Origin of the sequence: Lactiplantibacillus sp. B652, assembly GCF_023806745.1 — a bacterium.
Lineage (GTDB): Bacteria > Bacillota > Bacilli > Lactobacillales > Lactobacillaceae > Lactiplantibacillus > Lactiplantibacillus pentosus.
Window position 1 is genome coordinate 205,665 of record NZ_JAMSKY010000004.1, and the last position, 25,215, is coordinate 230,879.

General features: G+C 47.1%; 19 protein-coding genes. 11 read left to right on the forward strand and 8 right to left on the reverse strand.

Annotation, left to right across the window (positions count from 1 at the left end; translation table 11 throughout):
* The first annotated feature begins 165 nt into the window (after window positions 1-165).
* Both MZO40_RS07440 and MZO40_RS07445 read left to right on the forward strand, forming a co-directional pair.
* Window positions 166-726: a nitroreductase family protein gene (locus MZO40_RS07440; RefSeq protein ID WP_050339553.1), complete on the forward strand. Its 561-nt coding sequence runs from the start codon at window positions 166-168 to the stop codon at window positions 724-726.
* Between the two features lie 19 nt (window positions 727-745).
* Window positions 746-1,630, forward strand: a complete 885-nt coding sequence (locus tag MZO40_RS07445) for a polyphosphate kinase 2 family protein (protein WP_050339551.1) — start codon at window positions 746-748, stop codon at window positions 1,628-1,630.
* A 163-nt stretch (window positions 1,631-1,793) separates the two neighbouring features.
* Here the strand turns inward: MZO40_RS07445 and MZO40_RS07450 are convergent, their stop codons facing one another.
* Window positions 1,794-3,572: an LPXTG cell wall anchor domain-containing protein gene (locus MZO40_RS07450; RefSeq protein ID WP_105961476.1), complete on the reverse strand. Its 1,779-nt coding sequence runs from the start codon at window positions 3,570-3,572 to the stop codon at window positions 1,794-1,796.
* 171 nt (window positions 3,573-3,743) lie between these two features.
* On the reverse strand, window positions 3,744-4,511 hold the full coding sequence (locus MZO40_RS07455; protein WP_105961477.1) for an alpha/beta hydrolase: 768 nt from the start codon (window positions 4,509-4,511) through the stop codon (window positions 3,744-3,746).
* A gap of 349 nt (window positions 4,512-4,860) precedes the next feature.
* On the opposite strand from MZO40_RS07455, the gene MZO40_RS07460 reads away from it, so the two are divergent.
* The gene (locus MZO40_RS07460) at window positions 4,861-5,856 is read left to right on the forward strand and encodes an NAD(P)/FAD-dependent oxidoreductase (protein WP_050339548.1); all 996 of its coding nucleotides are present in this window, start codon (window positions 4,861-4,863) and stop codon (window positions 5,854-5,856) included.
* A gap of 1,110 nt (window positions 5,857-6,966) precedes the next feature.
* Here MZO40_RS07460 and MZO40_RS07465 read toward each other — a convergent pair.
* Both MZO40_RS07465 and MZO40_RS07470 read right to left on the reverse strand, forming a co-directional pair.
* Window positions 6,967-8,760 (reverse strand): glycerophosphodiester phosphodiesterase, encoded by a 1,794-nt coding sequence (locus tag MZO40_RS07465; RefSeq protein WP_105961478.1) that lies wholly within the window; start codon window positions 8,758-8,760, stop codon window positions 6,967-6,969.
* 213 nt (window positions 8,761-8,973) lie between these two features.
* A complete protein-coding gene (locus tag MZO40_RS07470; RefSeq protein ID WP_050339545.1) occupies window positions 8,974-11,124 on the reverse strand; it encodes an LTA synthase family protein in 2,151 nt (716 codons plus the stop codon).
* 264 nt (window positions 11,125-11,388) lie between these two features.
* Here MZO40_RS07470 and MZO40_RS07475 point away from each other — a divergent pair, with 264 nt between their 5' ends.
* From MZO40_RS07475 to MZO40_RS07485, 3 genes are all read left to right on the forward strand, one after another.
* Complete coding sequence (locus MZO40_RS07475; protein WP_105961479.1) at window positions 11,389-11,835, forward strand: GNAT family N-acetyltransferase; 447 nt, start codon at window positions 11,389-11,391, stop codon at window positions 11,833-11,835.
* Between the two features lie 326 nt (window positions 11,836-12,161).
* Window positions 12,162-14,516, forward strand: coding sequence for a collagen binding domain-containing protein (locus MZO40_RS07480; protein WP_252133197.1), 2,355 nt, complete (start codon window positions 12,162-12,164; stop codon window positions 14,514-14,516).
* A gap of 240 nt (window positions 14,517-14,756) precedes the next feature.
* Window positions 14,757-15,131, forward strand: a complete 375-nt coding sequence (locus MZO40_RS07485; protein WP_105920782.1) for a hypothetical protein — start codon at window positions 14,757-14,759, stop codon at window positions 15,129-15,131.
* A gap of 125 nt (window positions 15,132-15,256) precedes the next feature.
* On the opposite strand, the gene MZO40_RS07490 is transcribed toward MZO40_RS07485, so the two are convergent.
* Entirely contained in the window at window positions 15,257-17,941 is a 2,685-nt protein-coding gene (locus MZO40_RS07490; RefSeq protein WP_122217762.1) for an MMPL family transporter, read from the reverse strand.
* Window positions 17,942-18,091: 150 nt separating this feature from the next.
* On the opposite strand from MZO40_RS07490, the gene MZO40_RS07495 reads away from it, so the two are divergent.
* The 4 genes from MZO40_RS07495 (at window position 18,092) to MZO40_RS07510 (ending at window position 20,616) form a co-directional block, all read left to right on the forward strand.
* Window positions 18,092-18,721 (forward strand): TMEM175 family protein, encoded by a 630-nt coding sequence (locus tag MZO40_RS07495; protein ID WP_050339537.1) that lies wholly within the window; start codon window positions 18,092-18,094, stop codon window positions 18,719-18,721.
* Entirely contained in the window at window positions 18,721-18,939 is a 219-nt protein-coding gene (locus MZO40_RS07500) for a hypothetical protein (protein ID WP_003639318.1), read from the forward strand. Before MZO40_RS07495 ends, MZO40_RS07500 begins: the two co-directional genes overlap by 1 nt.
* 506 nt (window positions 18,940-19,445) lie before the next feature.
* The gene (locus MZO40_RS07505; protein WP_252133198.1) at window positions 19,446-19,760 is read left to right on the forward strand and encodes a hypothetical protein; all 315 of its coding nucleotides are present in this window, start codon (window positions 19,446-19,448) and stop codon (window positions 19,758-19,760) included.
* Window positions 19,714-20,616, forward strand: a complete 903-nt coding sequence (locus MZO40_RS07510) for an MFS transporter (RefSeq protein ID WP_252133199.1) — start codon at window positions 19,714-19,716, stop codon at window positions 20,614-20,616. The genes MZO40_RS07505 and MZO40_RS07510 overlap by 47 nt, the downstream gene beginning before the upstream one ends.
* Before the next feature lie 260 nt (window positions 20,617-20,876).
* Here MZO40_RS07510 and MZO40_RS07515 read toward each other — a convergent pair whose 3' ends face one another.
* The 3 genes from MZO40_RS07515 to MZO40_RS07525 form a co-directional block, all read right to left on the reverse strand.
* Entirely contained in the window at window positions 20,877-21,392 is a 516-nt protein-coding gene (locus MZO40_RS07515) for a hypothetical protein (RefSeq protein ID WP_105961485.1), read from the reverse strand.
* A gap of 423 nt (window positions 21,393-21,815) precedes the next feature.
* A complete protein-coding gene (locus tag MZO40_RS07520) occupies window positions 21,816-22,769 on the reverse strand; it encodes a linear amide C-N hydrolase (RefSeq protein ID WP_252133200.1) in 954 nt (317 codons plus the stop codon).
* A gap of 602 nt (window positions 22,770-23,371) precedes the next feature.
* Window positions 23,372-24,229, reverse strand: a complete 858-nt coding sequence (locus MZO40_RS07525; RefSeq protein ID WP_101873120.1) for a LysR family transcriptional regulator — start codon at window positions 24,227-24,229, stop codon at window positions 23,372-23,374.
* Between the two features lie 132 nt (window positions 24,230-24,361).
* On the opposite strand from MZO40_RS07525, the gene MZO40_RS07530 reads away from it, so the two are divergent.
* Window positions 24,362-25,213 (forward strand): aldo/keto reductase, encoded by an 852-nt coding sequence (locus MZO40_RS07530; protein WP_101873121.1) that lies wholly within the window; start codon window positions 24,362-24,364, stop codon window positions 25,211-25,213.
* The last annotated feature ends 2 nt before the right edge of the window (window positions 25,214-25,215 follow it).

The following is a 25,215-nucleotide window of genomic DNA, read 5'->3' on the forward strand; positions in this document are numbered from 1 at the left end:
GTAATGCTATGATTTAATTGTAAACGTTTCAGTGGACGCTGACAACGGCTAGCGGCGAATTAAATATTGATTAGATCATAAAATGTTCGGGATTCGTTTGGTAAAACGCTTACTGGCACAAATTCCCTGACTGACTTATACTGAAAGTCAAGGAAGGTGAAGCTAATGACCACTCAAAGTCCATTAGAAACAGTAATTAACGCCCGTCATTCTGTTCGTAAATATGACGGCCAAACTAAAATTGAACCCGAAGAAATGAATCAGATGTTACAGACTGCATTTCTGGCACCGACTGCCTTGAATCAGCAGCCGATTCGCGCACTGGTCATCACGGATGCGCAACTCCGCGAACAGTTATGTGCAGCCACTGGGAATACCAGTCAATTGACCACATCTAGTGCGGTCGTGTTATTCGTATTGGATCGCGAAAATCAGCATCAAACGCCCGCGTTTCAACCGGGACAAGGGGACGCACCAGCTCAACATTCAGATACGATTGGGGCCTTAGATACCGGGTTGATCGCGATGCAATTCATGCTGGTCGCCAAGGACCATGGCTACGATACCAATCCGATGACTGGTTTTGATGCCGCCGGGTTCACTAAGATTTTGAACTTAGATGCCCAGCGCTATCAGCCGCTATTGCTGGTGTCAATTGGCAAGGCGGCCGTTGCGGGTAAAATGGCAGACCATCAACCATTGTCGACATTAGTAGATTACCGCTAAACGGGGAGGCGGATGCGACGTGAATTTTGAAAAGCATTATCGCTATACCGGTAAGCAGAAGCTCGGATTGACCAAATTAGCGACGACGGTCGACCCGGAGTTTGAAGACGAAAAGGTGATTAAGAATCAGATTGCCAAAAATATCAAGCAACTGACCGAGCTGCAGGGTAAATTGTATGCCCAAGACCGGTTCGGTGTCCTGATTATTTTTCAAGCGATGGATGCTGCGGGCAAGGATAGTATGATTCGCCACATCATGAGTGGGGTTAATCCGCAGGGCTGTGAAGTCACGTCATTCAAGCAGCCAACGAGTAAAGAAATCGCGCATGACTACTTGTGGCGGATTCACGAGCGGGTACCCAAGCGCGGGATGATTGGAATTTTTAACCGGTCGTATTATGAAGACGTGCTGGTGAGCCGTGTTCATCCTGAGATTATCGTCAACGAACATATCGGTGAAATTGCCCATAAAAAGCAAGTCGACGACGCGTTTTTTGAACGGCGTTTCGGCGATTTACGGTATTTTGAAGATTATCTCCAACATAACGGTTACTTAGTTTTGAAGTTCTTCTTACACATGTCGAAAGCGGAACAAAAGCAGCGGTTTATTCGCCGCATCGAGATTCCAAGTCATAATTGGAAGTTCTCCGCCGCCGATATTCAAGAACGGCAGTATTGGGATGACTATCAGCAAGCTTATGATGACGCGATTACGCAGACGGCGACCAAGGAGACCCCGTGGTACGTCATTCCGTCAGACAGCAAGTGGTATTCACGGCTGTGCGTGTCTGAAATCATTAATCAGCGACTGGCTGAATTACCATTAGCCTATCCGTCATTGGATAAGTCCGCTCAGGCGCAGTTAAAGACTGCCTTGGAGCAACTAGACCGCGAAACGGATTAATGCTTGCCATCAACGCCGTATTGAGTTGTACCTTGCCGCTCACGTTAAATCGACTGAGCGCCTATCGCGATGAATAAACAACACAAAAACGGGCCGTTCAAGCCATCTCAGCATTAACTGAGATTGGGCTTGGACGGCTCGTTTTAGAACTCAAACAAATGAGTTAGGAGCGATGATGTGGTTGACGACGAAGCAAAACGTAACTAAGAACGACTAACAGGATGACCATCCCAAGTAAGATTAACCACGAGCTGGAACGTTCATTAGTCTGTGGCAAGTGCCGCGCCGTGGTGGAACCAGCGAATGCCGCTGCGGCAGTGGCTGGTAAAGTGCCGGCCGATTGTGTCGTTGTCAGTGGTACATTCGTGGACGATGCTAGCGGTGAACGGTAGAACGGTGCGCTAGCAAGGGCACTTGGTCCAGTAGCGGAATTGCTGCCAGCACCGCCATTGTCGACGGCTGGTTGCCCAGAGACGGCAGGTGTATTGGCTGCACCAGCGCCTGGCTGACTTGGCTTAGAAACGTTTGGTGTCGTCACGCTCGGCTTCGACGGCGTTTCCCCGTTAGGCCGTTCTGGCGTGGTGACGCTAGGCTTTTCGGGCTGAGTGACACCTGGCTTTTCCGGTTCAGTCACGCCAGGTTTTTCCGGCGTAGAAGTGCCCGGCTTTTCAGGTTCCGTGACACCAGGTTCTTCTGGAGTTGAAGTGCCCGGTTTCTCAGGTTCCGTGACACCAGGTTCTTCCGGCGTAGAAGTGCCCGGCTTTTCAGGTTCCGTGACACCAGGTTCTTCTGGAGTTGAAGTGCCCGGTTTCTCAGGTTCAGTCACACCAGGCTCTTCTGGGGTGGAAGTCCCAGGCTTTTCAGGTTCCGTGACACCAGGTTCTTCCGGCGTAGAAGTGCCAGGCTTTTCAGGTTCCGTGACACCAGGTTCTTCCGGCGTAGAAGTGCCCGGCTTTTCAGGTTCAGTGACGCCCGGTTCTTCAGGAGTAGAGGTCCCAGGTTTTTCAGGTTCCGTGACACCAGGTTCTTCCGGCGATTCATTCTCGTCTGGATTATTTGGCTCGGTCACCCCAGGATTCTCCGGCACATCGACCTTAGGCTTGTCGATACTCGAATCAGCTGAGCCACGGTTCCCATTTTTATCCGTGTATTCAATATCGTTCGTAAAGACAGCGGTTTCAGATTTCGGATCGATTTGGGTCTTGTAGGTCAGCGTCAGCTCAGTCACATAGTTACCACTGGCGTTAAACGTGACCTGATTACCGTTTGTCGTTGCGGTGACTGGAATTGCATTACCAGTTGCATCGTGTAGCACAGCGCTACCCGCGACAAACGTTTGGTCAGGTCCTAAGGTGTCAACGAAGCTGGGATCGGCCAGTTCGTTCTCATTTGGTAAGACGTGGACGGTCCAAATGATATGGTATGGATCGGCTGGGTCTTCCCAGGCTGCAGTTTTATCTAACAAAATTGGCGATAAGTTTCCGGGATGTTCTGGGACAGTCCCTTTAACATCCAGTTGAACGTATCCGGAGCGGTTGACCGTTGCGTATTGGTAGATCTTATTGAAAGTGACGACCCCGGTATGGGAGCCGGCCGCGATGAAGAAATTACCACTAGAGCCCGCAATGGTCCCGGTCATTGGAAACGAGTCATCGGCTGGAATCGTGACGTTGGCTGGAACTTGGAACGTCATGGTATCGCCGGCCGTAATCTTAACATTGTCTGGAATGCGCCATTTATAATTGACGGTATAATCTGCGTCTGCCGGCAATTGCGCATCATGTGAGATGATATTGCCTTTGCTATCTTTGATGACTGCACTATTCACATCATTACCAGTTGCTTCAATCACTTCTCGCGCTTGACTGACCAATGGGGGACTAAACATCAATAAGAAGAGTCCCGTTAGAGCTAATAACAACCATTGCCACCTTTTGCGCATGGTAAACACCCCCTGCTATTAAATTACCCATAGTTTACCACTGTTGTACAATTTAATAGTACGCTTAGGTGTTGTTCGTCGAGTTTACTAACCATCATGACTAAACCGGCTTGATTGCCCGTGGATAGCGGTAAATCAAGCCGGTCTAGACTAGGACTGTTTGGTAGGTTATCAATTGATGACGCCATATAGGAACTGGATGAGGCGCAAGTCAACTTGCGGGTTGATATGCAACATCGAGTGTTCGGCGGTTAGTGGACTGCCGTGAATGATGGTCGTTTGTGGGTGCCAGCCGGCTGCGCGAAGTTGCTGACTGAATTTTAAAACATCATCCAGTTTGACGCCGCCATCGCCAGTTGTCTGCCAGATTTGACCGCCGATGTTCAGGACTGGAAAACGGGTCGGCAGTTGTTGTATTGTTTTGCGAGTCACTCCCGGATAAGTCGAGCCAATCGTGACAAACTTGTTGATCTTGGCGGGGTGGTCAATGTTCGCTGTCAGGTAGTCAAAAATAATGTTGCCGCCAGACGAGTGGCCGACCGCATTGTAGCGGGTGACGTGATAGCGTTTAGCCAAAACCGCAATGACGGTCGCAAACTGGCGGGCTTGTCGTTTCGCATGGTGGTTATCCGCGAAAATCACTTGAATCGTAGGATTAGCTTTCAGTGGGGCAAACTGCTGCACGCTAACGTGTCCAGATTGACTGACATGGACGATCAGACCTTTAGTCATCAGGTGTGCCGCGGTCAAACGGTGGACAAAGCCCGCCGTCGAAAAGGCCCGAGCATAATCGCCGCCCACGAAAATCGTTGGAATCGATGTTTGATTGACCTGGACTTTTTTTAGTGGCATGAGTCGGTGTTGCCAATAAGTTCCTAAGCAGACGATTAGAGTCGCGCTGATGACCGCCATAATTTTAATGATTTTGTTGTGCCGCATGTTTCCCACCTTGCTTTCAGCTTCTATTATAGTCTGTCTGCTTTGACTATGCGGATAAAGTTGAATCAGTGCGTGAATGAAGATGACGCAACTTGTACCGGCATCTGTTAGCAAGCTTCTACGCACCAGTAGCGTTGGGCGGGGGAGTATAATAAAACTTTGTGCAACACCGCAACCTAAGCCAATATGGAGATGGATTGGGGGCATGCACCTCGCCAAAACGTTTTCCGCGTCATACTAGCAATCTGAGCCTAATTTAAGACAAATCGACAAATTTGGTTTTGCAAACCCTCCCAGAATCCACTAGAATTAGAAGCAACAAATCTACATACAAGAGAGCTGGGAAACGATGAGTTCAGATTACGATTTAACAATTATTGGTGGCGGCCCCGTTGGAATGTTTGCGGCTTTTTATGCCGGCATGCGGAACGCCCGCGTCCAATTATTAGAAAGTCTGCCCGAATTAGGTGGACAGGTTCAGGCACTCTATCCTGAAAAAATGATTCATGATGTTGCCGGCTATCCGGCAATTAAGGGGCGTGAGTTGGTCGCTCAATTGGCTAAACAACTGGACCAATTTCCAATTGATGTTCGGTTGGCTTGCCCGGTAACGGATGTGACGGGTGCCATGGGGGACTTTACGGTGACGACCGCAAATGGTGAACAGTCACATACCAAAGCAATTATTGTTGCCACTGGGAGTGGGGCGTTCGAACCCCGTCGATTGGCGGTTGATAACGCGGCGACGTTTGAAAATAAGCAATTATTCTACCACATTCCAAGTGTCGACCAGTTCAAGGACCAGACTGTTTTAGTTGCCGGGGGTGGCGATTCGGCCATTGATATGGCATTGATGTTGGAACCAGTTGCCAAGCAAGTCTACATCATGCATCGCCGCGACCGTTTTCGCGGAATGGAACATAACGTCGACCTATTGAAGGCCTCGTCTGTTCAAATCAAGACGCCATTTCTCATCAAACAGCTGGCGGAACTCGACAACGGGCAATTGCAATTGACGATGAAGGAAGTTCGCGGTACGGCTGAAGAGACGTTAGCAGTCGATGATTTGATCGTCAACTATGGCTTTATTGCGGACAACAAGGTGATTCGCAACTGGCACGTCACGCCAACGATGGCTCACCGGCTGATTACGGTCGACACTGAAATGAAGACGGATATTCCGGGCATTGCGGCGATTGGTGACACGGTCACTTATCCGGGCAAACTTGGCTTGATTGCAAGTGGCTTCGGTGAAGCACCGAACGCAGTCAATCAACTGATGATGACGTTATACCCGGAACGGCGCAGCCCACTGCACAGTACGACGTTGTTTGAAAAAATGTAATTAATCAACGCTTGAGAAGTGAAATAGCGGCAATCGATAATCAATTTAATGATTACCGATTGCCGCTATTTATATGCTTTAATGAAGATGCAATTGGACAAAAGTGTTCAGCCAGCTTTTGACAGAAAGTAGGCGTCTACGCTCATTTAGCATGAATGATGATTGAAACGTGATAGTTCTTAAGTTCAAAAGCTGCCAGCTGAGACCCGCTGGAAACAGTGCGGATTTGGGTAAAACTGCTGTTGTGGCGACGCCCTATACCGGCTTACAGGCATTTCTGACAACGCTGGAACGTGGTGGACACAGATTTAAGCCGACAAACCACGTCTTAAATACTGGTCTTTCACTAACCAAGCACAAAACGCTTGCTAAGTGAAATTTCACCACTTAGCATTGTCAGAAACGCCTTCCAGCCTGGATGGTATTCGAAAGGCAGACATGTGCGGACTCAACTTTTATTGAACTGGTCGTTGGGTCTTAGTAAGCAACTAGTTTAATAGTCATCTGTAAGACTGGTTGCGATAATTTATGACCATCTTCAATGCTACGAGTCATCAGCTTCACTGAAGCTTGTCGGAACCTTTTAGCCAACTGAAATAGTGAGGCCTTTAATTCCATAGACAATATGATTCTGTTGGTTAATTTTAAAGATGGCTACCATTGAAATCAGTCGATAGTGTGCAGACCACATCAGTATTAAATTGCTGAGTATAAACTCAAATACTAATATGGTGGCCTGAAGGACCTGTCACCAAATATCCAGTGGTCAATTGTACCGAGATAGGTGGCCGTTCATCTGCCATTCGAGCGGGTTCCCGACTGTCCGGACTGCCGGACAATGCTCAGTAGCCGAATTATTCTTAGTCGGAAGTGGTCTTCTTCCGGCTTAGAATAAGACTCGTATTTGAAATTGCGCAGTGATTTTTTGCGTGAGTTCAAATCGACGTCGGCTTACGTTCCAGCAATTGTCAGCCGCCCCGGAAGTCGGACTAAGACGATCATCGGCAGACGAACAGTAAGCCGAACAATTGGCATGATTCAATCATCATTCATGCTAAATCATAACGAGCGCAATTGTGTACTGTTGTGATGTCCAACTGATGACCGAACTTATTCATTACTAGTCAAGCTCAACTCATTCATGAAGGTCAAGAGTAGTTTCGCGTAGCTCGGATGGTCGGTATTACTCTTGGCTTCCTGCTGCATTTCTTTCAGGTTGTCGGTGATGATCCCCGTTACGCCCATGAACATCATCCGGTCCATTTGGTCAGTATCGTCGATATCCCAGGCGTAGACCGTCTTGTGATTGCGGTCGGCTTTATCGACGAACTGGTCGTTGAGCGTGGTGACTTCCATGGTGTATCCGTTGGCGTCCGTATGCGGGAAGGTCAAGTTATACGGCAAGATGTAACTGACAAACTGTTGTGAGTCGAGTCGCTTCAAGTCGCGCATAACTTTGTAGCTCAGCGTGTGCACTTGGTCGTGATGTGCCAGCAATGTTGCCCCATATCGTTTGATGAACCGTTTGGTATCAGCAGACGTGTAAGCGGAACTGGTCTTGATTTCGACTAATAATTTCTGATGGTGTTGTCGGGCGGCCTTCAGGTAAGCATCGAAACTTGGAATTTTGGCTTGATGTCCATTTTCACGCACCGTGATTTTTTCGAGCTGTTTCAGGGTCAATTGGCTCGGTTTCTTGTTGATACCAGCTAGTGCTTTCAGGGTCGGATCATGCATGACGACAAACTGGTGATCCTTGGTGACTTGAATATCCATCTCAACGTAATCAGGATGTTCCTTACTAGTCTTGATGAGCGCCGGAATCGTGTTCTGCACGCCATTGCCATCATCGACCCCACGGTGAGAAATGATGATGGGTTTGGTGATGACTAATCCGTTTAAATAAACGAGGTTGACCGCGACTAATAGACTAGTCGCCAGTAGAATTCCAATCGCCACGCTGGCTCGGGTCCACCGTTTTAGGCGCGGTGCTTCGTTAAAGTGTTGCGGTGCTTGGCGAAGTAGGGTGAAATCTTGGCGATAACAAACGATGATCAGCATCATGAAAACGGCGGTCGTGTAGCAAATAATGACTTCTGTGATGGCTTCCATAATGAACAAGTTGACCGTCGCAGCGGCCATCGCAATCCCAGTCTTATCAAATCCTAATTGCGCGAGGTAAATCAGCATATAAATTAGGGTGACCGTGACTAGAATCATAAACAGGGTTACTAGCATCGTCCAGAGGTACCGCAGTGTTCGGTGCTTGGTTTGTTGCCAACTGCGTGTAACTGCAGTCTTCCATGGTAATCTGTCGATGATCATGAGTGGTAATAGGCTGATCAAACGGATTCCGAGATACCCAGCAATCAAGTAGAACCCTGCCAGTCCCAGTGCCATCCAAGGATTCTCAAGTAAGTAACTGACGATAAAGGCTGGAATACGTGCCTTGTTCAGTAGGGGCGTCGTAAAAATAAAGCTCCCAAATGGCAGAATAACGATGAAGTAGCCGATAAAGAAGAGAAAGGTGCTCGGTGAAGTCAGCGTCAAACTGGTGACCGTTGTCCGTAAGACCTGCCGAATCGTTTGCGGGCGGCCACGGAAGATGTTAATGATCCCTAGTAATAAAAAGGCGAATTGCCAGTAGATCAAAATAATGACGGCTAGTAAAATGGCCAACATGCCGAGTGCCGCAATCGGTGTGTGAATAATGATGCTTAAGACATTGGTGTAGGAGACATAACTGACTCCTTGCCATTTCAGCAGCATTTCCAGAAGCCAATTGAAGAAGGGCACTGCTAGATAACTAATGACCAGATTGGTACTGAAAATCAGTGCCACGTAACTTCCCCAATTTTTATAAAAACGGCGGGTACTATCCCACCAGAAACGCCAAGCGCCCATGCGCATTGCCCCCTTCACGTGATGACGACCATCACGCTTCTCAAAATAAGTTGACCATTGCCAGGTCGTCCCAGCTAGTCAGTGGATATAATTTATTTTATTCTATCATGAAACCGGTCACGACAGGCAATCGGCTTGCGGTGGGAACAAAAAATCCTGGTTAAGGGTCTCAGTTGAGAGCTCCTTAACCAGGATATCGTTGTTACAAATCACTTATTTAGAACTGCTAGAACTCGTCGTACTGTCCGTATCGTCCGGATTGGTAATCTTGATCCGAGTTGAATCAGTCTTCTTATGCGATGCTTCTGGGGCATCCGTCTTGTACAGATCGACCGTTGACTTGTTGCCGTTCTTCGAGTACAAACTCGTTGATTTGCCAGCCAACTTGTTTTGAATGTCGATTTCTTTTTCAAGCCCGTCAGCGTAGTTGTACTTCGACGCATCGACTTTCTTAAAGTTCTTCGGTGTGTAGAAGCGCAATAAGTTCTTGTTATTGAGTGAATCGGAAAGACTCAGTTCTTTGTCAACTTTCTTCTGATCCTTGTCGACTTTCTTCTCAACACTTTCATCATCTTCGACTTGTTTACCAGTGGCGTTGTCGTAAATTTTGCCACTGAGAACGGTGTACTTCGGTGTCACGAAGTCGCGATTCCGGAAGACGACCGTACTGTCATGCTGCTTGGAGAAGAGGTCGGTCCCAAACTGAATGTAGCGTTTGCTGGAAATCCCGAGCAAGTGCAGAATCGTTGGCAGAACATCGATTTCACCACCATAAGTCGATTCGACCTTACCACTCTTGATGCCTGGAATGTTGATCATGAACGGTACCCGTTGGAGTTGGGCACTGTCAAAGGACGTCCAGTCATCCGCCGATTTACCAAGAATTGGCGCCAACGTTGAATTTTCACTGTTAGATAGGCCGTAGTGGTCACCATACAAAACAATCATGGAATTCTTGAGTAAACCAGCCTTTTTGAGGTAGGTGTAGAATTCCTTCACTGATTGGTCCAGATAATGCGCCGTCTGGAAATAACCATTGATGGCCGAGTCACTCGTATCCGTCGTCTTGAAGGTCGTATCTTCACTATCTAGTGAGAACGGGAAGTGGTTCGTGACGGTGATATATTTGACATAGAACGGTTGCTGGAGTCGTTCAAGGTATTTGACGGAATCCTTAAATAGCAACTTGTCTTTCAGCCCATAACCAGTTGATTTATCACCGGTCGTATCGAAATAACTGGCATCAAAGAAGTACTGATAGCCCATGTTCTTGTAGGTGTTATTTCGATTCCAGAAGCTAGCGACGTTTCCGTGGAAGACCGCGGAAGAGTAGTTGGCCCGTTGATTTAAAATCGCGGGCGCTGCCTGAAACGTGTTGTCTGAACCTAATTGTGAGAACAATGAACCCGTTGAAAGGCCATAGGTACTCGTTTCGAGCATGTTTTCGGCATCGGAAGTCTTCCCTTGACCGACTTCATGGAAGAAGTTCTTAAAGCTGTAAGTTGATTGACTGTGATACAGCTTATTGAGGAATGGCGTGACTTCCTTACCATTGATTTTTTGACCAATTAAAAATTGTTGGAAACTTTCCAGATGAATCACGATCACATTACGACCCTTAGCGATCCCGTACATTTTGGCATTTGGGGCGGCGTAATGCGATTCCGTATAATCCTTAACGGTGTCCAGCTCGGATTTCTTCGCGCTGGCCCGTTGATGGTTCGTTTGTTCATCCTTGATGCCGTCGTAGACCGTGAAAGCGTCGAGTCCCAGGTATTTGACGATGTAGGTGCGGTCAAAAGTTCTGGTCAATAACTGGGGACGGTTGGATTCAGCGAGTGTTAAGTTGAGCCCAAAGCCCGCGATCGCGGCAGACGTATAGGCAAACGCGGTGTGCTTCTTAATCGGACGCTGATCTTGTTTAATGCGATGAAGAATCACCAAACCTAAGATGATGACAATGTCTGCCCAGTAAAGCACGTCGCCCCAGTTAGCTAAGGCTAATGAGGAGCCGGTCAGCCCTTGACTGACCTTGGAGACGCCGGTGATCGTGCTCACAGTCATGAAATCTGTGAACTCGCGGTGATAGATGACATTGGCATATAGTAAAATGGTGTCCAATGCATCAATGAATAGCAAAATATAGTAATATACACCGGTTTTACGAATGTAGAACGCCAGACTAAACAAGAAGACCGTCGTTGCAATCGGATTGACAAGCATTAAGAACGCTTGCAAGGGATCCGCAACGCCGAGCGCAAATTCAGTTAAGTACGCATAAATCGTTTTGGCCCAGAATAGAAAGACTAGTAGCCAAAAGAATCCAATTCGCGTATTAACGTATTGGCGAAATTTGGTAAACATCGATAAAGACCTCATTTTTAACAAATTTGGATATGACGCGATAAACAGTCATCAAATCATTTTAACATAACATCTAGTTCCGTAATCGCTAACAATTTTAAGAATGCGTTAATTTCAGCCGGCTTGTACAATCTAGGGTGCACATTAAACAAGCTAAGAATACGAGTTTTCAAACGAAACTAGTGTTGTGCTCGAACCGACATTTGACGACGATACCATAAACGCGTATTCTCAAAAGTATTTGAGAAGGAAAGTGGCGATAAGATGAAAATCAAGACGAGTAATCAGATTGACTCAGACGTTTATGCGGATGCCATCGCAATTCGACGGGCGGTCTTCGTTCAAGAACAACACATTGATGAGGCCATGGAAATCGATACGGTTACGCCAGCAACTTGGCACTATGTTGGTTATGATGACACGGGCAAGCCAGTGGCCACCGCACGGGTGACGCCCAACGATCCTACGACGGGCCATATTCAGCGTGTCGCCACGTTAAAGGCCGCACGCGGCCACGGGTATGCACGCCAGCTCTTAAACCAAATTGCGGTCGATGAGGCTGCGAAGGGCTACCAACAGCTGGTGTTAGGGGCACAAGTCACGGCCCAGAGTTTTTATGCTGAGTTGGGCTATCAACCAACGGGCGCGCCATTTATGGAAGCCGGCTTGCGTCATCAAAATATGGTGAAAGTATTGACGCCTGCCAATTAACTGACAAGTCAACTGCATCCTGAATTCAAGACATCTCAAGCACTGCGACCCGGTTACGACTGACCGGCGACGTGGTGCTTTTTGCATTTATCAAGCTTCTGGTTTTCGTGCAGAGATGGCGCGTTTAATTAAGTTAGAAAAGCGGATTCAGTTTGTTCAGTTAGTTGGCAAATGAAAGTTATTAGTCGTCTCTACCTAGTGAGTTGCAGTATTGTACATATGGAACCGATTAGCGCAAAAGACTGACCGGCGTTCGGCCGCTATCATCCGATGGTTAGGCTGGAAAAGTTAGGTTGTTTGGCTTTTTTTGAATGGGGGAGGAGCATATGCGAAAAAAGCGAATAGGTTTTTTGTTAAGTGTGTTGATGGCAATTTTGACGTTATTTGTGTTGGGGTCTACGGCGCATGCCAAGGAAATAAGTGTCAGCGGTCTCGATGCCAATAGTGCTCAAGTATATGATAAGAACGGTCAGTTGATGCCACCGTCCAGTTTGTTGAATACGACCACGTCATATCAAGTGACCTATAATTGGCAGATTCCAGATTCTGAAGTTTTGAATGCCGGTGATACCGTTACGGTAGGTATTCCAGCTAACGTCAAGGTTCAAAACAACGTCAGTTTTCCAGTGGTGGATCCCGATGGGGTAACTATTGGAACGTTCACGTATAAGGCTGGAGATCCCACGGGGACCATCACGTTCAATGATCGACTCAGTGGGTTGCAGAATCGGCACGGGACGTTAACGATTAACGCAAATGGTAATTCAACGATTTCGGGAGATGAACGGAGCATTGCTAAGAGTGGATCGATATTTACGTCGGATGAAGCAGGTTCACCGACCACGCTGTTCTGGCATATCACCGTTCAACCTGGGAATAACCCGACTATTGTCATCACGGATACGTTAGGACCGAACCAAACCTTTTTACCAGATACCGTTCAAGCGTATTTGGTCAATGTCGTGAACGGGATGGAAGTACCTGGTCGGACAGTGACGCCAACGGTTGCGGTTTATGGCAATATCATCACATTTTCATTTACGAATGTAACCAGTAAGCTCGTCCTGAATTATCGGACGAAACCAGAAAATGTTGATCCCGCTGCTGGCAATGTTTGGCATAATACCGCTTCCTTGAATGGTTTGGATGTGACGGCAGATGCCGATATTGTGTTTGGTGGCAACGGAAGCGCTCAGCAGGATTATAGTGTCCGGTTAACCAAGCATGATGCCGATACACAGGCCGTGCTAGCTGGTGCCACTTATGACCTCCAAGATAGCACTGGCAAAGTGTTGCAATCCGGCTTAACAACGGATGCCAATGGTCAGCTGATTGTCGAAAAATTGGCAGCAGGAAACTATCAATTCGTTGAAACTAAGGCCCCAGAAGGCTATGAGCTGAACACCAAGCCATTGACCTTTACCTTGGGAACACCGAAAACGCTGCTTTCGATTGAAGTGAGTCAAGATGATCAGAAGATGCCGGTCGTACCAGCGACTGGTGATGTCACGCTGACGAAGACTGATGCGACGACTAAGAAAGTTTTAGCAGGCGCAGTCTACGAACTACGGGATGCTAATGGTAAAGTGTTGCAATCCAACTTGAAGACCGACGCGGCTGGTCAATTGACTGTGACCGGTTTAACAGCTGGCGACTACCAGTTTGTTGAAACTGCTGCACCAACGGGCTATGAATTGAATGCAACGCCATTGCCGTTTACGATCAAAGCCGGTCAAACCGCGGCGGTGACCGTTTCCGCGACTGATGAACCAGTCACGAATCCAAGTCAGCCGGGTGAACCAGGCCAACCCGAAGAACCCGGCAAGCCAAGTGAACCAGGGACGACTGAACCCGGACAACCAGAAGAACCAGGCAAACCAAGTGAACCAGGAACGACTGAACCCGGACAACCAGAAGAACCAGGCAAACCAAGTGAACCAGGAACGACTGAACCCGGACAGCCCGAAGAACCCGGCAAACCAAGCGAACCAGGAACGACTGAACCCGGACAGCCCGAAGAACCGGGCAAACCAAGCGAACCAGGGACGACTGAACCCGGACAGCCCGAAGAACCCGGCAAACCAAGCGAACCAGGGACGACTGAACCCGGGCAACCAGAAGAACCAGGAAAACCAAGTGAACCTGGAACAACTGAACCCGGACAGCCCGAAGAACCCGGCAAACCAAGCAAACCCGGAACAACTGAACCGGGCCAACCAGGTCAACCAAGTAAACCCGGAACAACTGAGCCAAGTCAACCAAGTAAACCCGGGACGACCGAACCAGGTCAACCAAGTCAGCCTGGTACCACTGGCCCAAGCACACCGAGTCAACCAAGCGTGCCTGGAACCGCCACACCAAGTACACCAAGTCAACCAAGTGGAACGTTACCAACCAATCCTAGCCAGCCTGGTGTACCAGCACCAAGTTTGCCGGGAGCTGGTAACCCATCTGCCAGTCAAGGCGTGACTACCTCAAATGGTTCAGGGACGTTAGCCTCAGGAACCGGTTTGAACGGTACGACTGCAGGAACGGGGACCACTGGTGCTGGCGCAGGCCATGGAGCGGGACTCCCGCAAACGTCTGAAACGCCAACGTCATTATTGATGATGCTCGCTGGCTTGCTCGGCTTGTTGATGGCCGGAACTGGTGTCGTTTATCTGCGGCGTCGGCACAGCTAAATTGCGTCAGTCATCATGATGGATGAGAGATCCAATTGAGTTGTTTTACACGGAACTCCAGCAAGTGCGCTGGGGTTCTTTTTTGAACGCCTAAGATATGGCGTCATGTATCGTTAGAAATTGCTGGACGACATTCGTTTAGATGTTGACGCAACGAATCCGTTGGGGTGCCAAAATCATTCGGAGCGTGTATGGTCTGAAATATCATTAGAAATCGGCACAATTATGGGGGCGTTGCGCATGCGGGGAGAACGGACGCGATGGTGGCTAAAAATCCTAGTCATTATTGGCATTATGATACTAATTGGTGGTGTGAGTCAGTGGAAGATGGCGCACGCCCGGCAACAACCGACCATTCAGTCGCGGGCAACTGTGCTTATCGCAACGGTCTCACAACAAATTAGTACTGTAACGCCAACTGAGCTGATGAACAGGCGAACTGGCGATCCAGTGTTTTCAGCACGAATCGGCCACTTTCAGCATGATCATCCGAATTCGATTACCTCGCAACCATATCGAATCAAACGGCGCGCCTATAATGTCACGTTAATTGGCGGGGTCATGGTCGGTAGCCTCGTATTGTGGTTGGGGTATCACTGGTGGCGCCGGCGATAATGTGGACATCAAATTGAGAATATCGTAACCTTAAAAGGCCGTTCTAAGCGACACACAGTCAACTTAGAACGGCCTTTAACTAGCTTGATCATTAGTATTCAGTACTGAGTAGTCGTGTCATCACATCACGCTGAGCGGCGTTTCAGTAGTTGCGACCACCGTGGAAAACTGACGGTCCAACGAATTAGGCCCGGCAGTGTCGCCGGCACAATTAGATTACTGAGGCCAATCCCAATCAGGCTCATCAGCGCAAGCCCTTTTAGATTAGGCGCAGCGGTCAACCAGAGTGGCAACAGGTAGCCGCATTCCAGCAGCGTGACCGGCCAGACGAGTTGTCCACAAGCATAGAAGTGGGTCTGTAACCGCTGGGCATCAAAGTGGTGGAACCAATTTTGACGGTCGACCGCCATCAAGGTGACTGTCAGCCAATGCAGCGCTAGGATCACCAGGCTACTGAGGAAGACGGCGCTGCTTAACAATCCGGCATGTTGCCACTGGGTCATGATTAGCTGAGTCCAGCCCCAACTACTGATAGCCAATGCGGCTAACCCGCTAGTCAACAGGGCGCTCAGTAGGAACGAGCGTAAGCCCAACCAGAGGGCGATGACTAGAATTCCCGCGACGCCAACAGTCCATTTTAGCGCGTGTTGGCTGACCAACTGATGGCGGGCCTGTTGTTGCGCGGTAATGCCCGTTGTTGTGATTTTTGAAGCTTTAAGCGGCGTCGCCAACAAACTAGCGTGAGTCACCGCTTCAAGCTGGCGCAACGTCTGCCGACTGGCTTGATCACCCGGTGCTGTTTTGAGGAGCACGGTCAGTTGGGTCATGTTAGAATCGCTGCTAACGTTAGTAAACAAGCTGTTCTGGTAAGCTTGATTGGTGGCGGCGTTAGCGGGGAGGTAGAAGCTGCGGCCAACTTCGCTATCTGCCAGACTTTCCAAATAGCTGTGGGTGGCTGCCAACGACGCCAATAACGTCTTGAAAGGTGTAGTCGTTTGTTTGAGCGACTGGGTCACGTGATGAACGTGTTGATCGACATGGCCAGCTTCAGTCGCAACGGCTGTTTGGGCACTAACGACGTGGTCAAGTGCAGTCGTGGTGCGACTGGTCAAACGATCGAGCTTGCGCAAGGCGCGGTGTAGTTGTTCGGCGTCAGTCTGCTCGGTCGGCTGTGTATTGTCCGCTGATGGCGTTAACAGTTTATCGACCGTTTGCAGTTGGCCATTTAACTGGTCGTTCAAATCAGCTAAATCATTGATGCGGTCTGAGAGTTGATCGACGGACTTAGTGTGCTTGTTTGTTGCCGCTTGTTTCAGCGTTTTTTGATCACTGGCCAGCGTTCGCTGCAGTTGCGCCACGCTGGTTTGTTTGCCCGCCAAATCAATGTTGATGGCGGACAATTGATTGTTGACGTAAAAACTAGCGATCGGTTGGCCAGTTGGTCGGGTGACTGAAATGACGCGATTAACATTTGGCACCGCGGTCAATTGACGCGTCAACTGGTCGATTGTTTGGAGCGCGCGTTGGTGGGTTAAGTTCTGGGTGCCTTGTAGCGTAATCGTGATTGGCCCCGTCGCACCAGTACCAAAGTGCGCTTGAACCAGTTGTTGGCCGAGCTCTGCATTGGTTAATTGGGCCTGCTGCCAAGGGCGTAAATTGTCGTCCGCAAATTGTTGATTGGCGCCGAGAATGCCGGGGACGATTAACAACGCACTGGCGACAAGTCCTAGGGCTGGCTGCCAGTGACTAAACCGACTTAACTGGCCCCATAGGTTGTGTGACCGCGGTTGCCAAGCGTTGGTGCCAGGCCAAAAGAGGCTATCGCCCAGCCAACCGACAAAGGCATCATTCAGCGTAGGAACGGCGAGTAGCGTAATCATCAGGGCGACCGCAATCGTCCAGGCGCTGGCTAGCGTGATGAAAGCTGTCCAGTGTGCGATCAGCGTAATCAGCATCAACGGAATAATCGTCAGTCCCCATTGCCGATAGTGGGTCGTTAAAATTTTGAGACCAACTGCTTCAGGTGTTTCATCTGCGGCCGACCGCCAGTATGCGCGCATGAAGGACCACGTCAAAATCGGGGTCAATAGCAGACTGACTAGCCCAGCTAGCCCCAAGGCACTTGCCGTGAGTGGCCAGTGCCATACCAAATGACTGTTGGTAATGAAACTGACCGTGGTAATCAAGGTGACGGCCTGGCAGCCCAGGTTTAATAACGGCACTAACAGTGATTTAAAAATCAGGCCGAGTATCATCAGCGTGATGACCGTCCCAATCAGGTAGACCACTAGCAAGGCGCGTCCTTGCCGCAACACGTGTTGCTGATAGACGAGGTCAGAACTGGTCACACTAGTGGTCAGCCCGTCGGCAGCAATCGCGTTGTTTAATTGGTTGGCAATAATCGGCAGGTCAGCCCGAGAGGTTTGCACCGCGGCTAATGCGAGTTCGGTCGAGCCATCGTTGGACCGTAATAATTGGCGGTCATTGGTCATGCCAGTCGCGGTTCGCAGCTGCACCAGCCCATACGTATCCGCTTTGCGATTCAACTTCGCTAACACTTTGGTAATTTGACGGTGTTGTGATTTCGTCAACTTACCATTGGGATTGCTGAAGACCAATGTTAGTGAACGGGTGTCCGCTAGTCCGTGGCCCCATTGCTGTTGGTATTTGGCAGTGGTACGTTGATTTTGTGGCATGGTTGTTTGTTCATTCACAAATGTGGTGATGTTTGGCAAAATCACAATACTTGCTAACACCACGATCCCCCAGAAAAATAAAAATAGCCATTTTGGTTTCAATAATTTTCGCATTCGTCTTGACGCCCCCACATCAATTACTTTTTGTTACGCTAATCTTACCATATCAGTCCTGAGATTAGCGGTTTTGTCGCCAGTTTGAAAAGTTAATTACAGTAATTAATTCAGAGTTATGATATCCTAAAACGCTGTGGGGGTGACGTTATCAAAACAGACCGTTTTCAGGCATTCAGTGATGGCATATTTGCGATTCTGATTACCATTTTAGTGCTGGAATTTCATATTCCAAATTATCAGCCCGGTCACTTGTTGCCAGCCATACTGGCACAGTGGCCGTTAATGTTGTCGTACGTCTTTTCATATTTCTACGTCGGAACTTTGTGGCTGTTTCACCATGATTATTTCAATATGTTGCAACGCATCGACCGTAATTTGAATATGTTGAACCTATTGATGTTATTTAGCATTACGTTGATCGATTATCCGATGTCGTTAGTGGCGGATGCGCTGACGACCGGCAATCGTCAAGATATGCAGACAGCCTTTATCGTTTACGATTTGGTCGCGCTGTTTATTTCTGCGACCTTTTACCTGATGTATGCGTATTTGCATCACCATCAAGCGTTAAAAAAGCCGGGGGTCTCCATGGCTTTTTATACCGCAATCAAACTGGACCCGGTGCGTAGCGTGACGATCTACGCGTTAGCAATCATTGCGACATTCTGGTCGGTCTGGCTTGGGGTGATTCTGCTGGCGAGCGGCATCATCTTTCACTTTGTCGCATATTTACGGATGAGTCATCAATTAGAGCAGGCGAAAGGAGGCACACAGTGATGGATTATTCCAGTTTATTAGGTCCGGACCGCTATGATTTGGCGGTCACGTTAGCCAAGCAGTACCATCTGGATCCCAGCCAAGTCTTGTTCGGCTACTTACAAGTGGTCAGCCAAGTCACGGGTGGAACGGATGCCGAACATGCAGACTTGCATGAACCAAAAGTCCGTGCAGCAATTAATCAAGAATTTGAGCATTTTTTGAAACGACGTCATTGATTAGAACGCCACGATACCGCCTAGATTGGCACGTACCGTGGCGTTTTTGCGCTGCGCTTATCGCTATTTGGAGGTGCGAGGAGACTATTTTTGGATAACTGACAAACGATTCCTTCAAGGCCGCAATGTCCGCCGAGCAAGTTATAATCACAATCATATTGGTTGGTGACGATGGCTAGCTGTTTGCGGCAATGGCAGTGTTGACCAACTAATCGCCCAACTGATGTCACGGTCGGACCTCGTAAGCAATCCGAAGTCTATGAAGAATGGAATCAGGGTGAGTAGCTGCGAGTTAAGAAAAGTAAATTCAGTTGTGATATACAGACGGAAAAAGATGGGTAAGTGGCCAAGATTATAATTTGATTAGAATTCGATTTAATTTTATTGTGACCACATGCTAAAATAGCACTATTCACCCTTCCTGTCACCTCAGCCCCTCGGCGCATTTCTGATCAAGTTCAATGAACAGCATTATCAACAATTCAAAGCTAAAGTGAAGTGATTCAATGAAAAATATCTATGTTCTACTTGCCGGAGAGTCGACATCGCAATTCGGTAATAATTTATTTGATATTGCGATCATGTGGTATCTGTATCGACTGACTGATAATTCAACGACGATTGGCCTGATTTCTGGGACGTTCAATGCATTAGTCGTGTTGAATGTCTTGACGGGATATTTAGCCGATCGGTTTCCTAAGACCAAAGTGATGATGACGATTGACGGGCTTCAAGCCATACTAATGGGCGTCGCCACTTATTTGTATTACGGCTTTGCAGTTAATATTTGGACGCTGGTGGGGGGTCGCGTTTATCGCTAAAATTCTGGGAACTGTTTTTGATCCGGCTGAGAATGCATTAATTCCGCAAATTGTCCCAGCTGACCAATTACAGCGCGTCAATAGTATGAATCAAGGCGTTAAGGTGTGCGCCCAATTAGTGGGGATGTTAGCTGGCGGTAGTCTAGTTGCGTTCGTCTCGCTAGCTGATTTCGTTTTGATCAATGGTCTGACGTTCTTGGTCTCGCTAGGTTGTATCGTGATTGTACATAAACGGGTGGACCACGCCGAACAAGTGAGCGTCGAGCAGGTGCAAACCTGGGATTGGTATGCTGGCTTAGCTTACGTCTATCATAACCCAATGTTGCGAACGCTAATTTTACTAGCTGTTATCGTGAATATGGTGATTGGCCCCGTGCTAGGGCTGAATATCATCTGGACGCGGGGAACTTTACATGCCAGTGCCGTCGTCTATAGCTTGGCACAAGCGCTGTTCATCATTGGGGTTGTGACTGGCAGTATTCTGATCAATTTTGTTAAAACGACTTTTAAGACCAAGTTACTGCTAGCTTTGACGACGATGACGGTCGCGGTGACGTTCATGGTGTTGATGCGCAGTATCGGTACCACCTTGATTGCGATGATGGTGATTGGTATGGCGGGTGGCTTTGTGAATGTGTCGCTATTCACTTTGATCCAATTGAAAACGCCCGGCGAACTATTAGGGCGGGTGAACGGTGCGATGATGTCTTGCACGAATATTTCAATGCCGATTGGTATCGCACTCGGCGGCGTCATAACCAGGTACGTCGGTATTGCAACCGTATTTATCATCGGCAGTGCGATTACCCTAGTGGCGTTACTGGCGATGAGTCGGGTGACGCTCAATGAAGCTTGATTGGTTACTGAGCCTATGTCCAAACAAGTATAAATCTGGTCTGTCATGTTGGTGTTACTCAAAGTACCTTGAGTAGGTGATGTGATTTTGCTATGCAGGATGGATTGGAAGAATTGAAGAAGCGACGCAAGAGGATCATCTAAAAAACCAGTGGTTACAACAGTCGTGCAAGTAAGATTGTTGTAACCACTAGTTTTTTAGTTTTATGCGGAGTTTTGCGGTACTAGTTTCTTATTCAAGCAGTCAACGTAACCATGCCATTAATTCAAATCTCGTAAAGATTTATGATTTAAAGCTTGAACATAACTCGACCGACCAGAGCCGCTGAGCTGTTGGTTAGTATCCAAATAAATTTGCCCGGCCCATCGCTTGGACGTTTTGGTGGGGGGTCGCAGTATCACGCGATAGACGATTGGACAATTTTCGAGCGTGACCTGTTGATAGGGTTGTCCCGTCGCTTTTAGATACCGCTTGCTCTCCGCTAGTGTTTGCGGGCTTGAGAAAGTATAGTCATACCAAACAATGCCGCTGAAGGGACCAGATTCTTCTTTAATCAGCTTACTTCTCGGAATTTGATTGCCATCATGATTTTCCTTCAGCATTACCTCAAGTGTTGCCCGTGCCTTAGTCATCTCCATGCTAGATTTAACGGACACACCAATTAAGAGGATACCAATAATGAGCAGAACAGAAACCGTCCAACTGAGAATTTGATGTCTTTTAAAAAAAGCGAATATGGGTAATAACTGCTTGTCCCAATGATTGATGAAATTCATTTTGTATCCCCCATTTTTAGCATATACAAAACATAACAGGGGTAATGTCGCTTGTCACGAACTTATGAAATTTATACGCAGGATATTATCGCAAGTCAGTGAGCTTTTTTTGATTGAACATAACTAAATTTATACAAGTAGGGTCCGTCAGCTGCTAGAAAAAGTGAGTATTGAGAAAATCTGCTCAACAAATGCGAATCCTAAACTGTTTTCAAAAATTTATTTTAGAATTTTTGAAGGCAAAATATTTTAACTGAATTTTTTTTGAAGCATTCTCACAAAAAGGTCTCTGGATCTATTTACATGGTTATTTCTTTTATTAAAGCCTCAAAATGGAAGTCACTAAAATATTTATACGGATGGCGGACCGTGCCTTGGAATCGCGCTCAATTTAAACAGGCAACGGCAGTGCGTCGATGAGAATCAGTCCGCTGGAAAGACGTACGGTGTTTGCCAATCCGCAGCCATCTCTGACGTTAGGGTCAAGCTTTGCTGACGACCAGTCGTGCGGGGAATGAAGTGGTAAGTGCGGGTCTCCAGCTGAATCAAACAACGATAATGCGTGTAATTATGACTAATCAGATTGCGGCGGTTCGCATCATATGGCAAGCTGACTTCTTGCAACCAACGAAAAATAGTCGCAGGCACTTGCTCGGATGAAAGTTGCCCCGTTCCCAGCCGCCGCAACGCCATATGAATAAAGCGGTCAGTTGGAATCGGACCAGTCGGCAGGGGCTGCTGCGCCTGAATGACTTGTTGGGCAGCCTGCTGAGTTGCTGCGGTGATTTGAGTGCCGTTTAATCCTAAGTAGCGATTCAAACGACGCTGATGGTCAACCAGGATTGGTGTATTGGTCAACACGCCAGCTGGATTCGGTTGGGCAGTCAGGGGGCCACCGGTGGGTTCAATGACGACACTGGTCTGACGATCACTCAGGATCCAATGAAAGGGGTAGACCTCCCCAGTGTCGTCGCCCCAGGAAGCCCCAACGAGATTGATCCGAGGCAGGTCGGCGATGACGGCAGCGACCGATGCATGTTCACCTAATACCCAATTGATAAAGGCTTGCGGGGTCAAGTTGATTTGACCCGGGACTGATTCAGTCGCGTAGTTGACCGCGTGTGGCAAGTATAGTTCGGCACAGGTTAAACCCGCTTCGTTGATTCCATCGGCCATCAAACAGCTACTAAATTGCTTGGGCAGGCGCCCACCACCAAGAATGGCATACTGGGTCGTTCGCTCAGTCGCTAAGCCAGTTGGCCACCGATAGTGCCGTGGTAAAAAAATCGGCCGCCAAGGTGTCGTCGTTGGGAAGTCCATCGTTCGGGCAAAGTAGTGTTGGTCGTCAGTATCAAGATAAGTTAAACTAGTGCACATGTGGCCGCCTCCTGATCAAGTTATGGTGAATGTATTACGTTAGATAAAGTGTTATGGATGATGATTAAAACATGCAGTCCTCAGGTTCGAAGAGACCAGCTGAGAGCCACTAGAAATAATGCGAGCTATCGTAAACCAGTACCATTATTGAATAAATAATAGAATTTTCGTAATGGTAGCGCTTTTAATCCTATACGAATATGCTCGGCGCCAGTTCACAAAAAACGACATTTAACAAAATAACTAATAAGATTAGGCTTTAAGGAATACAGCCAGTAAGGAAGCATTAAACCTTACCAGGTCATCTAAAATAAAAAACGTTATCAAATCCAAGCCTACTCCGACAATTATATCTTCTTAGTGCTTTTCTTGTACCAACAATATTGGCTGCATTACTGTTCTGATACGAAAGGTGATCCGACTACAAGTCAACTTACCGTTGATAATATGGTATCGAGAATCATCTCAGCTGTAGTGTGACTGGGTTCCGGATATGACTTTAGACAGCCTTTTTGCTTAGAACATTTACCTTTTTGACTTTGTTATGAACCATTGCCATGCATTCATTAATGACCAAACAATCGTCGAAATTAAAGTAATATTTAGCTGATTGTTTGGTCATTAATTTGGTTAAATAACTCCCTGTATACTTTTTGCTTTTCTCTTAAACAGATCAGGTAATAATCCACATGACATTCCTCATCAAGAATAGAAACATTAATCTGATTCTTTAACACCAAACCACGCTTAATATCATAGCCAGAAACAAAACTTGGATAATTAGAATTATGAATGAGTTCGTTAAATGCGCCACGGTCGATTTGTAAAAGAAAATGGGAATCGGGTAGTTTTAGGTTACACATTTCTGCCCAAAAACCAGTCTGAGACAATCGAAGAATTGAAAGACCATTTAAATCTTTTAGATGAATATTCGGGTAAAACGTCAAAGGGTTGGATCGATGTAGTGAAATATAAAGATCCTCATGTCCAATTTTCTTTGAGTATATTGTGGGGTCCGTTGGCTTATGATGAACTACTGCCAATTGATAATCACCATCCTTGACCCGCCGAATAAAGTCCTTGTCGTCTGTCATACTGCTAGAAATTGTCATCCCAGAAAACACGTTATTAATAATTGAATTTAATACTCGCTGTGGTAGAGGTGCACAGTAGCCCACTGAAATAGTGTGTAAGCTTCGATGATATGACTTAACTTGCTCGATAAGGTCTTCATCGGTTTTGATGACTTGCTGGGCACGTTCTGCCATGAAACGACCAGTCTGATTCAACTCTAACCGGTTGGAGCTCCGAATAAAAATCTTGATACCAAGCTCGTCTTCTATTTTTTTCATTGAACGTGTAAGCGCTGGTTGAGAAGTGTGCAACTTCTTAGCTGCTAAAGAGAGTGTTCCCAAGTTTGCGAAAGCAACCAGTTGTTCCAATAAATGAATTTCAAGCACGTATCCTCGTTCCTTTCTATAACAATTAGATATAGTGAATTGACTAATTGGTATTGTACAGATTGATAATATCACCTTAATATTAGGATATCAATAAAATACAATATCAGATATGGATAGGAGCGCAAGGTTATGGAACAAATTAAATTGAGCAATGGTGTACAAATTCCTAGATTAGGTTTAGGAACCTTTATGGTACGTCCTGAGGATACTAAAGCTGCCGTATACACTGCAATAAAAGATGGTTACCGCCTTATTGATACAGCGAACGGATACAATAATGAAAAAGAAGTTGGCGAAGGCATTCAACAAGCTATCAACGACAATATCGTCAAGCGTGAAGATATTTTTCTTTCAACTAAAATTTGGCCCACATTTTATGAGAACGTAAATGCGGTTGATGAAACGCTGAAGAGACTGGGGGTCGATTATGTCGATTTGCTCTTCATCCATCAGCCATCAGGAAATTTTGTTGCTGGTTATCAGTTGATTGAAAAAGCCTATCACGATGGTAAAGCTAAATCATTGGGCATTTCCAACATGCACGATGAAAAACTCGACAAGTTGTTATCAAAGGCAGAAGTTAAGCCACATGTTATTCAGCTCGAAGCTCATCCTTACGACACAGAAGACGAAATCATGGGGAAACTTTCTCAGTATGATACCAAGTTAATGGGGTGGTATCCGCTTGGTCATGGTGATTCTGAGCTATTCAAAGAACCTACTTTTGTTGCCCTAGCAGATAAATACCACAAGAGCGTACCTCAAGTTATTCTACGCTGGCATATTCAAATGGGGTTCATTACCATTCCTGGATCAAAGAATCCGGATCATATTCGCGATAATTTCAACATTTTCGACTTTAGTCTAACTGACGCCGAGATGAAAGAAATTAGTAAGTTGGATGGCACTAAAAAATATTACCAGCCTGATAATGCAACTGAGGAGAAATATGCAGAAATGCACTTACCATTTGAAAAATAAAT

Bases quoted from the DNA above. Each gene is read 5' to 3' on its own strand.
- MZO40_RS07470 (WP_050339545.1), bottom strand. From the start codon at position 11,124: ATGTTTACCAAATTTCGCCAATACGTTAATACGCGAATTGGATTCTTT.
- MZO40_RS07520 (WP_252133200.1), bottom strand. From the start codon at position 22,769: ATGTGCACTAGTTTAACTTATCTTGATACTGACGACCAACACTACTTT.
- MZO40_RS07475 (WP_105961479.1), top strand. From the start codon at position 11,389: ATGAAAATCAAGACGAGTAATCAGATTGACTCAGACGTTTATGCGGAT.
- MZO40_RS07440 (WP_050339553.1), top strand. From the start codon at position 166: ATGACCACTCAAAGTCCATTAGAAACAGTAATTAACGCCCGTCATTCT.
- MZO40_RS07500 (WP_003639318.1), top strand. From the start codon at position 18,721: ATGGATTATTCCAGTTTATTAGGTCCGGACCGCTATGATTTGGCGGTC.
- MZO40_RS07530 (WP_101873121.1), top strand. From the start codon at position 24,362: ATGGAACAAATTAAATTGAGCAATGGTGTACAAATTCCTAGATTAGGT.
- MZO40_RS07460 (WP_050339548.1), top strand. From the start codon at position 4,861: ATGAGTTCAGATTACGATTTAACAATTATTGGTGGCGGCCCCGTTGGA.
- MZO40_RS07480 (WP_252133197.1), top strand. From the start codon at position 12,162: ATGCGAAAAAAGCGAATAGGTTTTTTGTTAAGTGTGTTGATGGCAATT.
- MZO40_RS07450 (WP_105961476.1), bottom strand. From the start codon at position 3,572: ATGCGCAAAAGGTGGCAATGGTTGTTATTAGCTCTAACGGGACTCTTC.
- MZO40_RS07485 (WP_105920782.1), top strand. From the start codon at position 14,757: ATGCGGGGAGAACGGACGCGATGGTGGCTAAAAATCCTAGTCATTATT.
- MZO40_RS07455 (WP_105961477.1), bottom strand. From the start codon at position 4,511: ATGCGGCACAACAAAATCATTAAAATTATGGCGGTCATCAGCGCGACT.
- MZO40_RS07515 (WP_105961485.1), bottom strand. From the start codon at position 21,392: ATGAATTTCATCAATCATTGGGACAAGCAGTTATTACCCATATTCGCT.
- MZO40_RS07490 (WP_122217762.1), bottom strand. From the start codon at position 17,941: ATGCGAAAATTATTGAAACCAAAATGGCTATTTTTATTTTTCTGGGGG.
- MZO40_RS07505 (WP_252133198.1), top strand. From the start codon at position 19,446: ATGAAAAATATCTATGTTCTACTTGCCGGAGAGTCGACATCGCAATTC.
- MZO40_RS07465 (WP_105961478.1), bottom strand. From the start codon at position 8,760: ATGGGCGCTTGGCGTTTCTGGTGGGATAGTACCCGCCGTTTTTATAAA.